This is a genomic window from Spirochaetia bacterium (assembly GCA_022482625.1).
GTDB lineage: Bacteria > Spirochaetota > Spirochaetia > Sphaerochaetales > Sphaerochaetaceae > Pleomorphochaeta.
The window spans coordinates 2,540,260-2,555,365 of sequence record JAKVOU010000001.1 but is presented as its reverse complement, the minus strand read 5'-3'; the positions used below and the strand labels follow the sequence as shown (position 1 = coordinate 2,555,365).

General features: G+C 47.6%; 14 protein-coding genes. 5 read left to right on the top strand and 9 right to left on the bottom strand.

The annotated features are described in order from the left end of the window. Window positions 1-26: 26 nt before the first annotated feature. From LKE40_11600 to LKE40_11560, 9 genes are all read right to left on the bottom strand, one after another. Window positions 27-1,523 (bottom strand): tripartite tricarboxylate transporter permease, encoded by a 1,497-nt coding sequence (locus LKE40_11600; protein ID MCH3918073.1) that lies wholly within the window; start codon window positions 1,521-1,523, stop codon window positions 27-29. Between the two features lie 9 nt (window positions 1,524-1,532). Beyond that, window positions 1,533-2,012, bottom strand: a complete 480-nt coding sequence (locus tag LKE40_11595) for a tripartite tricarboxylate transporter TctB family protein (GenBank protein ID MCH3918072.1) — start codon at window positions 2,010-2,012, stop codon at window positions 1,533-1,535. A gap of 78 nt (window positions 2,013-2,090) precedes the next feature. Further along, window positions 2,091-3,125 carry a tripartite tricarboxylate transporter substrate binding protein gene (locus LKE40_11590; protein ID MCH3918071.1) on the bottom strand — a complete coding sequence of 345 codons (1,035 nt, stop codon included), beginning with the start codon at window positions 3,123-3,125 and terminating at the stop codon, window positions 2,091-2,093. Between the two features lie 413 nt (window positions 3,126-3,538). Then, complete coding sequence (locus tag LKE40_11585; protein ID MCH3918070.1) at window positions 3,539-4,756, bottom strand: ATP-binding protein; 1,218 nt, start codon at window positions 4,754-4,756, stop codon at window positions 3,539-3,541. 167 nt (window positions 4,757-4,923) lie between these two features. After that, complete coding sequence (locus tag LKE40_11580) at window positions 4,924-5,400, bottom strand: GNAT family N-acetyltransferase (GenBank protein ID MCH3918069.1); 477 nt, start codon at window positions 5,398-5,400, stop codon at window positions 4,924-4,926. A gap of 323 nt (window positions 5,401-5,723) precedes the next feature. Beyond that, window positions 5,724-6,371 (bottom strand): dihydroxyacetone kinase subunit L, encoded by a 648-nt coding sequence (gene dhaL / locus LKE40_11575; protein MCH3918068.1) that lies wholly within the window; start codon window positions 6,369-6,371, stop codon window positions 5,724-5,726. 5 nt (window positions 6,372-6,376) lie between these two features. Continuing rightward, entirely contained in the window at window positions 6,377-7,378 is a 1,002-nt protein-coding gene (locus LKE40_11570; GenBank protein ID MCH3918067.1) for a dihydroxyacetone kinase subunit DhaK, read from the bottom strand. A 6-nt stretch (window positions 7,379-7,384) separates the two neighbouring features. Next, entirely contained in the window at window positions 7,385-7,849 is a 465-nt protein-coding gene (locus tag LKE40_11565) for an RpiB/LacA/LacB family sugar-phosphate isomerase (GenBank protein MCH3918066.1), read from the bottom strand. Window positions 7,850-7,860: 11 nt separating this feature from the next. Beyond that, the gene (locus tag LKE40_11560; protein ID MCH3918065.1) at window positions 7,861-9,279 is read right to left on the bottom strand and encodes an L-fucose/L-arabinose isomerase family protein; all 1,419 of its coding nucleotides are present in this window, start codon (window positions 9,277-9,279) and stop codon (window positions 7,861-7,863) included. A gap of 575 nt (window positions 9,280-9,854) precedes the next feature. Here LKE40_11560 and LKE40_11555 point away from each other — a divergent pair. The 5 genes from LKE40_11555 (at window position 9,855) to LKE40_11535 (ending at window position 14,994) form a co-directional block, all read left to right on the top strand. After that, window positions 9,855-10,829, top strand: a complete 975-nt coding sequence (locus tag LKE40_11555; protein MCH3918064.1) for a tripartite tricarboxylate transporter substrate binding protein — start codon at window positions 9,855-9,857, stop codon at window positions 10,827-10,829. A gap of 96 nt (window positions 10,830-10,925) precedes the next feature. Beyond that, window positions 10,926-11,387, top strand: coding sequence for a PAM68 family protein (locus LKE40_11550; GenBank protein MCH3918063.1), 462 nt, complete (start codon window positions 10,926-10,928; stop codon window positions 11,385-11,387). A 13-nt stretch (window positions 11,388-11,400) separates the two neighbouring features. Beyond that, window positions 11,401-12,942, top strand: coding sequence for a tripartite tricarboxylate transporter permease (locus tag LKE40_11545; GenBank protein ID MCH3918062.1), 1,542 nt, complete (start codon window positions 11,401-11,403; stop codon window positions 12,940-12,942). Window positions 12,943-13,126: 184 nt separating this feature from the next. Continuing rightward, on the top strand, window positions 13,127-13,894 hold the full coding sequence (locus LKE40_11540) for an aldolase/citrate lyase family protein (GenBank protein ID MCH3918061.1): 768 nt from the start codon (window positions 13,127-13,129) through the stop codon (window positions 13,892-13,894). A gap of 311 nt (window positions 13,895-14,205) precedes the next feature. Then, window positions 14,206-14,994, top strand: a complete 789-nt coding sequence (locus tag LKE40_11535) for an IclR family transcriptional regulator (protein ID MCH3918060.1) — start codon at window positions 14,206-14,208, stop codon at window positions 14,992-14,994. The last annotated feature ends 112 nt before the right edge of the window (window positions 14,995-15,106 follow it).

Below are 15,106 nucleotides of genomic sequence, written 5' to 3'. Positions count from 1 at the left end.
TTGCTGATTTTCAATCCTGTCCGTCTTCAGGCTTTTTTCTTGGCTTTCTGTCTGGACGCATAGATTCTCCTTGCTACTGAGATGATAGGCAAAGCTACGGCAAGGAAGAAGAAAAGCGTACCTATCGAAGGAACCTTCAGACAGCCACCGAAGGAACCATAGTAGGTAATTGCCCGTCTGAGATTGCTCTCGACGAACTCTCCCAGTATGAACGCCAATATAAAGGGTGCCAACGGATAGTCATTCTTGCTGAGGATGTAGCCGATGATGCCGAAAAGCATGAGGAATGCAAGATCGAAAGGATTATTCCTGATACTGATGGTTCCTGCTATGCAGAACAGTGCTACGATCGGGAAAAGAATATACTTGGGTACGACGGCTATCTTGGCCATCCACCGTATCGTCGATGCCTGGAAGACCCACATGAGCAGATTTGCCAGGAACACAATCAGGAAAACGCTGTTGAACAGAAGAGAATTATCCATGCTGAGCAATGGTCCCGGGGTCACCCCCTGGAGCATCAAGGCTCCCATAATCACAGCAGATGCGGTATCACCAGGAACCCCAAGAGCCAACATAGGGACCAAGGCCCCTCCGGTAGTAGCGTTGTTTGCACTTTCACAGCAAAATATACCTTCTTCATAACCGGTTCCGAAGAGTTCAGGATGTGCACTGGTACGTCGTGCCTGTTCATAGGAAATAAGGCTTGCAGCACCACCGCCCATTCCAGGCAAGATACCGATGAACGTACCGAGGATACTGCCATTCAGCATGACCTTCAGGTTCCGTTTGACGGTAGCAAGTGTAGGCACATAGAATTTCCTGCGTTTTACAGTTGCCTGAAGCACGGTATCATCCATCTTGTTCGAATTGGATATAAGCTCAGGAAGAGCAAAAATACCAACGATGACGACGATAAGGTTGAAACCCGAATCAAGTGCCGTGCTACCAAAAGTATAACGCAGGGCAACTCCATCTACGGGGCTCAGACCGACACAGGTAAACAGCAGGCCGAAACATACAGCAATGAACCCTTTCAGCATGCGCTCACCCATCAGGGTACAGACCATGATCAAGGCAAGAAGTGCCGTACCAAAATATTCCCAAGGCCCAAACTGAAGAGCCAAGTTGGCCAATATCGGAGCCATGAGCAGCAGGACGACGGAACTGAACATACCCCCGAAAAGAGAAGCAAAGGAACCGTAGGACAGTGCCTCCGTAGCTTTGCCTTGTTGAGCCATCGGGTATCCGTCGAAAGTCGTTGCCACATTGGCCGCAGTACCAGGAATCTTCAACAGGATTGCTGAAATCAGGCCACCGGCCGTACAGCCCATATAGAGGCCGATGATCAGTGCCACTGACTGAAATGAATTAAGGACAAAAGTAATCGGCAAGGCCAAGGCAATGGCTATAGGCGCATTCAGCCCTGGGATACAGCCGAAGATATTCCCGATGACAACACCGATGAATATCAGACAAAGGACATCCGGTCGGAATACCGCCGAAAAGACTTGACTTAACATAGGTACCTCCTAGAATCCTATCAGACCTTTCGGCAGCAATACATGCAGCATGTTGCAGAACAGGTAGTCAAACAGTACTATGCCGCCTATGGAGAAAATAATTACGATGGCAACCAATTTTTTCGTAGGCTTTTTCCCATACTGCAAGCGATAGTAGTACAGCATCAGGGAAGGCACATAGAGTCCCATCGAAATGATGAATCCGAGCCAATGCATGACGACAAACGACAGAATCGTTGCCAAGATGAAAATCATGCTTGGTCCTTTGAATATTTCAAGGAAAGCAAACGGCTTTCTCTCTTCTTTAGGTGTCTGCAGTACCTGGACAATTCTTATTGCCAGGCAACAAAGCAATACAGCAATGACGGCACGCGGGAAAAGAGCAGGCCCACCAGAGTGGTCAATGATACTCTCAGGGAACCATGATGTCATGACAAACATGACGATACCAATCAAGAAAATAATACTAAGAAATACGAGTTCGCCCATACAAAACCTTCTTTACAAAAAGATGACAGAGTGTATGCCGGCTTTTAACCGGCATACATCCTTTTCTCTTACATTTCCTCACTGGACGATTTTCTTTGCTATCTGCTGGAACGATGCATAGGTATCGGACATGAACTGCGTATAGTCAGCAATGGTCATATAAGTCGGTGTTACGCCGAGATTAGCCATTTCAGCAATACAGTCCTTGTCTGCAGAGGCTTTCTTCGTCAATTCGTTCATGTAGTCAAGTGCCCCCTGAGGAGTTCCTTTCGGAGCCCATATGCCGAATGATTGCTTGAGGTATTCATATCCCTTGAAGCCAAGTTCCTTATAGGTCTGATACTGTTCACCTCCAGGTACTTCCGTATCACTGACCACAGCCAGGCAACGGAATTTGCCGGAATCAAGGTATTGGCGCACAGCCCCAACACCATCGATGTAAGCATCTATCCTGCCGCTGAGCAGCTCAGGAGCCTTATTTTCGGAAAGGTCAACGACATTGAACTGTACCTGTTCCCTGTCTTCCAGATCCAATACGGCGAACAGAGGCAAAGTGCCGGTTCTTGAGCCCATTTTGATAGTCTTCGGCTGAGCTTTTCCTGCCTCGGCAAGATCAGCTAGGGTCTTGTAAGGTGAATCGGCATTCACTACCAGAACCATCGTTGAGTTTACCCATTGTCCGACCATGTCAAAATCCTTATAGGTAAACTTGGCTACGCCGAGGCTGTACTGCATCGGATATGCGACAGGCTGCATGAGGTAGGTATATCCATCAGGAGTATCCTTCATGACCTGTGCTGCCCCAGTACGGCCTCCGGCTCCATTGACATTCACGATGTTGACATCATGTTCTGCATACTTGGAAAGATACTTGGCATAGACACGGGCCATGACATCACTGTTTCCACCTGCTTCATATGGAACAATCCAAGTAATGTCCTTTTTCTGAGTCCAAGTACCTTCTGATACAGAGTTTTCTGTCTTTGTAGCAATTTCTGTTTTCTGAGTTGCCGTCTTAGTAGCTGTTGCCTTTTCTTGCGTTTCCTGCTTGCTGCAGCTCGGCATCAGCAACAGAGCAATAGCTAATGTTCCCAATAGCATGAATTTCCTCATACAAATCTCCCATGACATAAATATAAAATTGGTAATACCAGTTTAACTCTATACCAATACTATAGCCAATCAGAGAATTGTCAAGGAAAAAATAAAAAATTTTAAAGCTGAAGTTCCACAGGTGCATTTCATGCTATAAACCAAGCATCACAAAGTCATCAATTTAAATTAAAAATCTCATTTATTTTATTATAGTATATTTAAATAATGCATATAATCCCGTACACTTGACGTTGTCGGGATACAAGTAAAAAAGGTCTTATCCTGCGATAATCATACTCTGAAGCCATCATCAGAAGTGAGTCTTATAGTGTGTACATTGAGAAATTCATCATCGTATTCGATTTTTATCAGACAAATATCCCTACCATGCAATTTTTGTTCATTTGCTACCTATGCGACAATGTAAGATATCATAGATATCCGGCAGGAATAATCAGGTCCTTTTCCGTCAACGGCAAATGTGTCTGTGCCATACAGACAATGGCTCCCATACCCCGTTTGAGTTTCAGCTTATCCAAGATACTGAAATTTGCAATATCTGCCCGTGAAGGACTTGCTGTCTTTTTCACTTCAATCGGATATATCATTCCGTTCTCTTCAATCAGCAAATCAATTTCCCGCTTTTCCTTGTCACGATAAAAATACATTGAGGGTATCCGACCATTATGCATGTAGCTTTTTCGAATCTCCGTTATGACGAAATTTTCGAAAAAAGCTCCGTTCATAGCACCTGTTTCAAGCACTTCCGGAGTTTTCCATCCACAGAGGTATGCTGCAAGTCCTGTATCCATGAAATATACTTTTGGAGTCTTTACAATCCTATTTGTCAGGTTTGTCGAATATGGTTGCAGCAGACAAACGATTCCTGATGCATTAAGTATTGATATCCATGATTTTACTGTCGGTTGACTTACACCGACATCTTTTGCAATGTCAGCATAATCGAGGAGATTCCCGATCCGTGCAGCAACGGCCTTCATGAATTTCAAGAAATCGAGTTCATTCCCGATTTTTGACAACGTACGGACATCACGTTCTATGTATGTTTGGATATATGAACTATAAAAAGGTTCCCAGAAATCATCGGCGGCGGTAAACAACCGGGGATATGATCCTTTCCATATTTGCCGAAACACAGAAGTCACATCAGCATCAATGTTGTTTCTTTCTTTTTGTTCGATAAATTCCGCAGTAGGGACAAATGGCAATGATTGCTTCTGGAATTTTTCATCATATGAGAAACCCTGCAAATTGAGGATTCCGGCCCGTCCCGCAAGTGATTCCGTAATATCTTTCATAAGAATAAACTGCTGGGAACCTGTAAGCCAGAACATCCCTGGCTTTTCATCTTTATCTACTGCTGCTTTTATATAAGGGAAAAGTTGGGGAGCATACTGGATTTCATCAATGATCAGAGGTGGCTTATACCGTTGGAGAAATAACGCTGGATCATTCTGTGCAAGATTTCTGATTTCAAGAGTATCCAAAGAAACAAAATTACGTCCCGGTTCTGCACAGTTTTTCAATACGGTCGTTTTCCCGACCTGACGTGGCCCAGTGACAATCAGAACCGGGAAAAAATCATTGAATTTTCTTATACTGTTTTCAATGGTACGCTTCAGGTACATCGGAGCCCCTCCATTTCGGCTAATCCAAACTACAACTTTATTCTAGCCAAGATTATTAAAAAAAGCAACAGATTCCGAAAGAGAATCCCCATTTTTGGTCCATAGCAACATCAATCGACACAAGAAACCTTCCTGTGCAAAAAGTCTATTCAGGTGGTTGTGTCCCTTTACTTGTCAGCCAGATCTTTTAGTGTAGTACCGGCAATCCTATAGACCGTCCAGTCTTTCATCGGTTCAGCACCCAAAGACAAATAGAAATCTATGCTCGGTTTGTTCCAATCCAAACACCACCATTCAAGCCTGCCACATCCGCGTTCGACAGCAATCTGGGCAAGCTTCTTCAAAATAGATTTTCCATATCCACAACCCCTATATGCTGGTTTTACATACAGATCCTCAAGATAGATGCCTGCTCTGCCTAAAAAGGTAGAAAAATTATGGAAGAACAATGCAAACCCGACTTCTGTTCCATCAACTACTGCAAATATGACTTCTGCCTTTTTCTTTTCAAACAGCCAATCCCGCAATACATATTCAGTGGCAACTACCTCATCAAGCATTTTTTCATACTCAGCCAAATCCTTGATGAACTGTAGGATCAATGCGGTATCAGATTCTTGTGCATATCTAAAAGTCAAACTCATTTTTTCAATTTCCTTTTTGTCAGGTACGTTTTTTGTTACAAAGGCTTAGAAAAATGCACATCATCAAGTCCAATTCAACAGCATAACAAATATCCCCTGACAGAAGATTCATATACTCTCAGTTACCTATAATAGCCTACAAATCGGACTATTCTTTCACAGTATGCCATTTCTTTCAATATAACTCAAATGAATTGTCCAGTCTGGTTGACTGCCTGAAGTAAGTGATTCTCTTGTAATCTTTATGCCTGAATACCGGAAATATAGCAAAGGGGAGGCTCCCTGCAAGGAACCTCCCCCCTATGGCCAGACATTCTCCCTTCTCACTGCCGTCCAAGCAGCCTGTTGACCGAATCTGCCATCGCCCCCAGTATCAGTGCACAGGACGTCGCACCCGCATCCAGCACGCCACGCGAGCGCTCTCCCAGCCGTGCAGCCCTGCCGACCTTCGCCACCAGGTCCTTCGTGCTGTCACGCCCCTTCGCCGCAGCCTCCTTCATCGCTGCAAGGCTTTCACTCATATCCTTACCTGCAGCCATGCTCTCCCTGTAGGCCTCCACAGCAGGCACCAGGGCATCCATCAGCGTCTTGTCCCCTACCTTCGCGTTCCCGAGGGCAGACACCTTCTCCTCTGCCGCCTGCAGCATCTCTCCCATCACCTGGCCGTCTATCAGCTCCTTCCCCCTGCAGGCCTTCGCCATCCCCCGGAAGAAGGAGCCGTACAGCGGACCCATCGAGCCGCCTATCTCCGTCAGCAGCACCGTGCCCAGCACCTGCAGGCCCTCGCACAGCCCCACGTCCTTGCCTTCCAGTTCCTTCCCGCACAGCGTGAAGCCCTTGCTCATGTTTATCCCGTGGTCGCCGTCACCTATCAGCCCGTCGACCTCGCTCAGGTACTCCCGGTTCTCCCTGATGCACCGGATCAGGTCCTCCACGACCACCTTGCCTTCACTGTCTTTGAATGCTTCCATCTCTCCTATTCCTTCCCGACCCTGAACTGGGTCAGCCCCATCGACTCGCATTCCATGTCCATCAGCGGCTCCAGCTCACCGTCAAGCCGCATCACCGTCAGCGTCACCCCCATCATGTCCAGCGACGTGAAGTAGTTGCCCACGTACCGGTAGTGGACCTGTATCCCCCTCTCCTCCAACAGCCGGGCTACCTCGCCGTAGAAGATGTACAGCTCCATCACCGGTGTCGCACCAAGCCCCGAGACCAGCACCACGACCTCGTCGCCTGCCACGAACGGCAGGTCCGGCACCACGATGTCCACCGCCATCCTTGCCATCTCGTCCGCGCTGGCCAGGTCCATGACCCTGATGCCGGGCTCCCCGTGGTGTCCGATGCCGACCTCCATCTTCCCTTCGGCTATGTGGAAGTTCGGATGCCCCACAGCAGGTATCGTGCAGGAGGTGAGCCCGATGCCCACGCTCCGCGTATTGCCGATGGCCTTCTGTGCCACCGCGACCACCTCGTCCAGCGTGCCGCCCAATGCGGCCTTCGCCCCTGCGGCCTTCCACATGAGCACCTCGCCGGCCACGCCGCGGCGCTTCTCCCGCTCTTCCTTCGGCGCGCTTGCCACGTCGTCGTTGGCTACCACCGTCCGTACTTCAAGCCCATCGTCCTCGGCAAGCTCCACGGCCATCCTCACGTTCATGTTGTCACCGGCATAGTTGCCGTACAGGCAGGCAACACCGGCTCCCCGGAAGGCATCATGGAACGCCTTCGCCGTCGGCGAGGAAAAGATCTCACCCACCGCGGCCGCATCCACCAGGTTCCTGCCTAGGTAACCGATGAATGCAGGCTTGTGCCCCGAGCCCCCGCCCGTCACTATGCCGACCTTCCCCTTCTTCGGGGCTCCCTTGTACTTCAGCACCCGCGGGTCCCCCGTCGCAGCCACCTTGTCCCCGTGGGCCTCCACGAACCCCCTCAGCATGTCCTCGACCACCATGTCCGGGTCGTTGATTATCCTCTGCATATGTCCCTAGGCTCCTTTCCTCTCCGTCCCGAAGGAACGTTCTATCTCGCACATCCTCTCCACCTTCGCCTTCGAGCTCTCCTTCAGCCCCTCACTCCTGAGGAACTGCAGCGCCACTGCCTTGGCCACCTCCGGCCCGATCACCCGTGCCCCCATGGTGATGATCTGCGCGTCGTTGCTCTTCCTCGCACGCTCGGCCGAGTACGTGTCATGGGCCTGCGCCGCCCTGATCCCCGGCACCTTGTTGGCCGTCATCGCCATGCCGATGCCCGTACCGCAGATCAGGATGCCGCGCTCGTCCCTCTGCTCCCGTATCGCCGTCGCCACCTTCAGGGCTATGTCAGGGTACAGGACCGGATCCTTGGAATAGGTCCCGACATCATCTACCGCATATCCTTCCTGCGTGAGGTAGCTTACCAGAATCGTTTTCAGATCAAAGCCGGCTTCATCGCTTCCAATTGCAACTTTCATCTTCCTATTCCTTATTTGTATTCATCAACTTCGATTTTCAGCATCTTGCAGATCATCTTGAGTTCCTCAATATGATCACCATAGACAGCATGACAATGATTCGCATCGAATCGGTCAAGGAAAATTTCATGGTCAAACGGAAGTTTTGCAAAGACATGAGGCCATTCTTCATTGGTCTCCTTCATCGTTTCATCAGGAAGTTTTACAAACTCTGCCTTGAACATGACCATCCGATAGCCTTTGTCATCCCTACACAAGCGTGCAACGGTAGCCTGTCCCGGATGTGTCATGAAATTTACATGGCAACCGCCACCGGCATAGATATGCAAGGCTGGATAGAGCGTCACATGGGCAAGATTTGCCTTGTAATCATCTTCACCGGTTGCATAGTATGTAGACTCTGAACCACAGTTGCAGAAGACCATGACCTGATTCTTGGCATCCCAATGCCGTACATCCATAAATACAACAGGTTTGTCAGTCAACAATTTGAGGATCTGCATCGTCAAAGCAGCATCGGAATCGGCTTCACAGGCAAATACAGTTGGCTCCTTAGGACCATCCCAATCATATGGATCGTTGAGAAATGCCGCACTTAAACATTGCGTGCAGTAATGGCGACTGAGTTCGTAATGGCATTTGACACCGACAAAATTCAGATGGTAGTCCGAAACCAACTGCTTGGTCGCTTCATAGCAGCGAATCTGCATCTTTAATTTGTCTTCCGTCAACTGGCTTCCATCGTATTTGATATCCTTGCAATTGTCCGTGAGCCACTTGAAACCTTTCTCGACTTGGTCAGCAGGAATCGTCTGGGCCCGTCGGATGATTTCCAACTGGTCAATATGTTCGATATCAACCCCGAAGATACGCTGCCAATCCTGCATGCTCACCGTTGCACTGTACATACCCAGGGAACGACCGCCGATCAATCCATAAGTCATTCCCTTGAGGGCAGAAACCGTATGGGCACATCTTGCAAAAAGCAACAGTCTGTCATACACGGCATCCTCATGGATATTGCCTGTCACACGGAAATGCGTTATTCCCAACTGGTTCAAAGCTCCGCCACTTGCCAGAAGGGCAACCATTCCCGGCCAATCCGGACTCAAATTGGCAACAAGCAGTATGGGGCATGAAGAAAATTCTGCAGCTATCGCTGAAAAATTCGGATAACTGAACACGCCATAGGAAAATATTATCCCATCAATCCCTTGGCTCGACAATTCCTGTGCCATTTCCTTTGCCTGTGCAGCAGAAGAAACCAACGAAGAAGCTTCAATCAGCTCTATATCGGCCCGACGTTTCACTTCTTTGGAAATCTCATCAATTTGTTTTTGTACAAATATCTTGATCTCTTCATGTACATCCGGATCTCCGTCCGAAAAACCGACAATCCCAATTCTTGGCAAAGATTGTAACAATCGCATGGTAGTACCCTCCACCGAGTTTTATCAAATATGATTATGTATTATTATATTTGATTATAATTGTAGTTACTTTAGTTGTCAACAAAATTCCCAACGTTTCTGCCAGAGAGAAAGAATCAATACGGAAAATTAAATATTTATTTATAATATAAATATTTATTAATAAATCTCCTTAGAGTTATCCTTATTAGTTTCTAAAATATAAAGTTGTATTTATGTCACAATGCCATGTACCAGAAAATTATGACAAACCTCACTTGAAGTTATGGTTTATATATAATTAATTACTTTATTGTAAATAATTAATTACATATTCTACTATTCTTCTCAGTTCTCACCAAAATACAAGATAAAATCAAGTCTATAGAAACTACAACTTAGGAAAATATTTACTATTACTAATATAACTATTTATTGTATAATAAATTATCTACAAATACTTGCATTGTAAAATTGTTTGTTTTTTTTGTTGACAACTCTAAAAAAGTGATTGTATAATCAAATTTGATAATTATAAATCATATATGGTGATTTATAACAACAATTCACGATATTCAAAAAAAGGAGTAAGAGTAATGAGAAAGAAACAATTGTTGATCCTGACGGCATTGGTCTGTGCCGGTGCCATGGCATCCGTTTCCGCACAGGGACAGAGCGAGGGCAAGTTCCCGACGAAGCAGATTTCAATCATCTGCCAGGCAAGTGCCGGCGGATCCTCCGACCTGAATTGCAGGTCTATTGCACCTGGTATCCAAGATGCCCTGGGGGTCCCTGTCACGGTGACGAACAAACCCGGTGCCGGAGGCGGCATCGGCATTACCTACGGGGCAAAGGCCACTCCAGACGGTTATACGATCACACACCTACCCGTCGACGTAGCACAGCTCAAGCCGGCCGGCAATGCGGATGTGACCCCTGACGACTTCAGATTCCTATGCAGGGTGGCCTACCATCCGGCAGCAATTGCAGTCCGTGCCGACTCGCAGTACAAGGACTTCAGCCAATTCATCAATGCCGTCAAGGTAAACCCCGGCAAGATTTCCCTAGGGAACTCGGGCATCGGGGCCATCTGGCACCTGTCCGCCTGCCAGTTCGAGCAGGCCACCGACGTCAAGTTCAGCAACATTCCTTTCGAAGGTGCTGCCCCGGCCATCACTGCGCTGATGGGCGGACATATCGATGCAGTAGTCTGTTCCCCTGTGGAAGTACGTGCACAGGTACAGAGCGGAGACCTGCGGTTGCTGACAGTCTTCGACGATGAAAGGTTCCCGCTTTTCCCGGATGTACCTACGGCAAAGGAACTGGGGTACGATGTCTCCGTACTTTGCTGGCTGGGCTTCGGTGTCCCTAAGGATACGCCGGATGATATCTTCAATATTCTGGAAGCAGCAATCAAGAAGTCATACGAAGGCGAAACCTATCAGAAAATGCTACAGACAAGCGGGCTGAAGCCCGGATGGCTCGGACCCGAGGATGCGCAGAAATTCGCAGAACAGGAATATAAGAAATACAGCCAGCTGATTCCCAAAGTCCTGAATGTTTCCAAATAACAGAATGCCAGGCTACATTCCATCCTTGGAATGTAGCCTGGACAGGTATACAGGTCTTGTTGCCTGTTGTGTTTCGTCCTATGGAGAAAATTGACCATGATTTCTGAAATGATCGTCTGCATCATCAGCCTGCTGTTCAGCATCTTCCTCTTCTATTTCGCGCGGTTCTTCCCGACTTCCCAGAACCCGGACATCCCCAGCGCAGCCTTCTTCCCCTTCATCATCAGCACGCTTCTGTTCGGACTGAGCGTCTTGAACATAGCGAAGGGAATACTGTCGGCATATAAAGGAAAAAAGGATGGTACCTATGTCAAGGAAGTATTCCAAAAAGGAAAAGTCATCCAGATCGTGATGATCGTCCTGTTTCTTTTCCTCTATGTCATTCTTTGGTACTTGCACGTAGGGACATTCATACTGAATTCCATCGTCGTGTTTGTTCCTGTCTGCATGTTGATGAGCAACGAAAAAGCCTGGTGGCAGAATGCTTTGTTTGCAATCTTCCTCGTACTTTTCATTTACGTGCTGTTTTCGTTCCTGCTGAGAGTCCGTCTCTGGTAATCGGAGTTATTGTATGGATATATTGTTAAGTTCACTGCATTCAGTCTTAAATCTTGGCGTATTGTTCTATACGCTCATAGGTATTTTCCTAGGCATGTTCATCGGTGCATTGCCTGGTCTGTCGGCAACGATGGGAGTAGCTATCTTGCTACCACTGACGTTCTGGATTGATCCCAGATATGGCCTAGGCATGCTGTTCGGCATCTACTGTGCAGCAATCTATGCCGGTGGCGTCTCGGCAATCCTGCTCGGAGTCCCCGGTACGCCGGCTTCAATCGCATCCACGTTTGATGGAACGAAGATTGCAAAGGGCGGAAGGCCGTCTCTAGCCTTGTGGATCAATACCGTCTACTCAGCCCTAGGTGGTATCTTCGGCGTCATACTGCTGTGCATCGCCTCCTTCCCGATTGCACGCTTTGCACTCAAGTTCGGACCTCCTGAATACGCAATGACGGCCCTATTCGGCCTGTCAATGATGGTTGCAGTCTCAGGGAAAAGCATTCCGAAGGGCCTGATGGTCGGCTTCATAGGCCTGGGCCTTGCGATGTTCGGCATGGATCCCATCTCAGGAGTGAAGCGCTATACCTTCGGCAACTATTACCTGCTTGATGGTTTCTCGTTCGTTCCCATCATGATCGGGCTGTTCGGTATCGGGGAATGTCTGAACCAAATCTCACAGACGCCCGTGCTGAAGGTCGGAAAGAAGTACAGAGGAGAAGAAATAGGCAGGGAAGCTTTCTCTGATTTCATGGCAGAAGCGAAGGATGCAAAGAAAAGAATGACGTTGAAAGAAATGTGGAAAACAAAATGGGCATTCTTGTTTTCTTCGCTCGTCAGCGTCTTTGTCGGAGCAATACCGGGAACCGGCGGTGACATTGCGTCAATCATCACATGGACGCAATGCAAGAACTTCTCCGAGGACAAGGACAGGTACGGGGAAGGTTCGGAAGAAGCCTTGGCCGTAACATGTGCATCGAACAATGCCTGCATAGGCGGTGCGATGACCACGATGCTGACCCTGGGGATCCCGGGAGACTCTGTCACCGCAATACTGATCGGAGCACTGATGATGTACAACTATACCCCGGGGCCGCTGCTCTTCTCAGAACATATTGACATGGTATGGGTAATCTTCATTCTCCTTTTCATCTGCAACCTCTTTATCCTGGTGTTTGGCAACGTCGGATCGAAGCTGTTCGTCAAATTCACCAAACTTCCCAGGTCATGGATTTCGACGACGATCATCATCTTTTCTCTAGTGGGGTCCTATGCAATCCAGAACAGTGTCTTCGATGTCATCGTCTGTCTGTGCGCAGGGCTGTTCGGTTTCGCGATGGCAAAGGCGGATTTCCCTTCGGGGCCAATCGTCCTAGCCCTCATCCTAGGTGAGATGATTGAATCGAACTTCATCCGGTCGATGATGCTCCCTCAGGGGACCTACCTGACGTTCTTCATACGGCCGATCTCCCTGACACTGATCATACTGATCATACTGTCACTTGCAAGCCCGGCGATACTCAAGGTAGCAAAACGGGAAAAGGAACGGAAACAATAGGAACAGGCGCATTCACAGGAAACATCAGGCAGGGCAACACCGATACCATGTGCCGACAGCATCAGCCAGGATTGCCCGTGAAAACAGGTATCCTTTTCGTTCAAAAGGTAAAATGACCGATATTATTACCAGCGTACAACTGGAAAATTCTTTTACAGAATCTGCATACTTGGAGGCAGAAACAATGACTGATTTAAAAGACAAGCTGAAGCACCACAAATTGGTAAAAGGCATGCATACCACTTTGTCAGATTGCAGCATCTCTGAACTTTGCGGCATGGTCGGGTTCGATTTCCTCTGGATCGATACCGAACATGCTCCAATCGACTACTATACGTTGCTCACGCATATCATCGCAGCACACTCGGCGGGTACCAACTCGCTCATCAGGGTTCCCTGGAATGACCCGATACTCGCAAAAAGAGTCATCGAAATGGGACCAGACGGAATCATCTTTCCCGTGGTGAACACTGCTGAGGAACTGGACGCCGCAATGCAGAGTACCCTGTATCCCCCGAAGGGGAAGAGAGGTTTCGGCCCCGTACGGGCAATCAAATACGGGCTGCAGGACGTAGATGCATATGTCGAGGACGTGAATAGGAAAATGATACGATGTGTCCAGATTGAATCGGCCCAAGCCGTATCCAACCTTAAGGAAATGGCAAAAAATCCCTATGTGGACTGCTTCATCTTCGGAGCCTGTGACCTCTCGGGTTCAATTGGAGAACTGAACAAGGTCTTTGCCCCACATACACAGGGTCTCATTAAAGAAGCCATCTCGATATTGAAGGACGCAGGTAAATCAATCGGTATCTCGACCGGTTCCGACGATCCTGAAGTCATCAGGGCATGGCATGAGCTGGGCATTAACTTCATCAGTGCCGGGACAGACTACCTGCATGTCCTCTCTGGTGCGCAGAAAGTCTTTGGCATCCTGGACAGCCTGGAGTAACATGGAAATCCAACACTGTCTTGCCATGCTCATCAGACAAGGCAGTGGGGGTTTTCTTGATCATGTTACATCTGGCGCTACTGGCAAACATACTGGTTGACCTTATCAGGTACCCATCATCTCCGATGAAGGAGCAAACGACCGCCAAGCAAATAAAGGTCCATAGAAAGAAAATTTTTCTCAGATAGAGGGAAAAACATGTTGATTGGGAAGTTTATGAAGACTATCTATTGTTTTTATTTCAACAAATTCAATAATATTTATAGTGCATATTGGCACAAATCTTTTGACAATGAACAAAAGGAATTAGTATGGTGAATCCAAACAATGGGAATTTAGTACCAGCCGTTGACAGAGCTACAGATATTCTCGACTACTTGGCAAAGAACAGCAAGGGAACAATCAAGGAGATTGCAACCGGTTTACATATACCTATCGCTTCTGCAACTCGCATCATCAAGACTCTGACTGCAAAGAACTATCTGATAGAACATCATATGACACCAAGCAGCTATTCGCTCGGGTTGAAACTATTGATGTTTTCCCAAGCTGTCTACCGTGAAATTGATTTGGACAGCATCGCAAAGAATGAAATGAAAAAATTGGCCGAAGAAACAGACCTGGTCAGTCAGTTGGCAATCTATGAGCAAGGTTATGTCATGTACACCCAGATGGCATTGCCATCCCCCACAGTGAATGTGATAATTGCACCTCTCCGGACTCCATTGAATATCAACACCAGTGCAGGAGGCAAGGCCATCATTTCACAGATGCCGGACGGACAGATGGACCAAGTGCTTCAAAATGCAAATCTGAAACGTGCGACAAGAAACAGCATCACGGACAAGGACCTTTTCAAAAAACATCTGCTTCAATGCCGTATGCAGGGATATGCTACTGATGATGAGGAATATTCAGAGAACATCGGCTGTATTGCGGCTCCTATCCGTGACCATGAAGGCGTTACGATTGCTGCAGTCGGTGTAACAGGTCCGATAAACATCATCAAGGAGCACAATGCATTTGAGAGAATCAAAGATCTTACTATTGAGACTGCTGATTGTATTTCCCATAAGCTGGGATATGTAACATCTAAGTAACAACATGTAGATTTAGGAAAATATTTCATAGCGCAAGCTGGACGCTTATCTTCCTGCCCCACTTTGCCCTGACAACATTTCATACTCTTGGAATATCCCTAGGGTATGGGGT

Bases quoted from the DNA above. Each gene is read 5' to 3' on its own strand.
- LKE40_11590 (MCH3918071.1), bottom strand. From the start codon at position 3,125: ATGAGGAAATTCATGCTATTGGGAACATTAGCTATTGCTCTGTTGCTG.
- LKE40_11540 (MCH3918061.1), top strand. From the start codon at position 13,127: ATGACTGATTTAAAAGACAAGCTGAAGCACCACAAATTGGTAAAAGGC.
- LKE40_11565 (MCH3918066.1), bottom strand. From the start codon at position 7,849: ATGAAAGTTGCAATTGGAAGCGATGAAGCCGGCTTTGATCTGAAAACG.
- LKE40_11570 (MCH3918067.1), bottom strand. From the start codon at position 7,378: ATGCAGAGGATAATCAACGACCCGGACATGGTGGTCGAGGACATGCTG.
- LKE40_11550 (MCH3918063.1), top strand. From the start codon at position 10,926: ATGATTTCTGAAATGATCGTCTGCATCATCAGCCTGCTGTTCAGCATC.
- LKE40_11555 (MCH3918064.1), top strand. From the start codon at position 9,855: ATGAGAAAGAAACAATTGTTGATCCTGACGGCATTGGTCTGTGCCGGT.
- LKE40_11535 (MCH3918060.1), top strand. From the start codon at position 14,206: ATGGTGAATCCAAACAATGGGAATTTAGTACCAGCCGTTGACAGAGCT.
- dhaL (MCH3918068.1), bottom strand. From the start codon at position 6,371: ATGGAAGCATTCAAAGACAGTGAAGGCAAGGTGGTCGTGGAGGACCTG.
- LKE40_11600 (MCH3918073.1), bottom strand. From the start codon at position 1,523: ATGTTAAGTCAAGTCTTTTCGGCGGTATTCCGACCGGATGTCCTTTGT.
- LKE40_11545 (MCH3918062.1), top strand. From the start codon at position 11,401: ATGGATATATTGTTAAGTTCACTGCATTCAGTCTTAAATCTTGGCGTA.
- LKE40_11560 (MCH3918065.1), bottom strand. From the start codon at position 9,279: ATGCGATTGTTACAATCTTTGCCAAGAATTGGGATTGTCGGTTTTTCG.
- LKE40_11595 (MCH3918072.1), bottom strand. From the start codon at position 2,012: ATGGGCGAACTCGTATTTCTTAGTATTATTTTCTTGATTGGTATCGTC.
- LKE40_11585 (MCH3918070.1), bottom strand. From the start codon at position 4,756: ATGTACCTGAAGCGTACCATTGAAAACAGTATAAGAAAATTCAATGAT.
- LKE40_11580 (MCH3918069.1), bottom strand. From the start codon at position 5,400: ATGAGTTTGACTTTTAGATATGCACAAGAATCTGATACCGCATTGATC.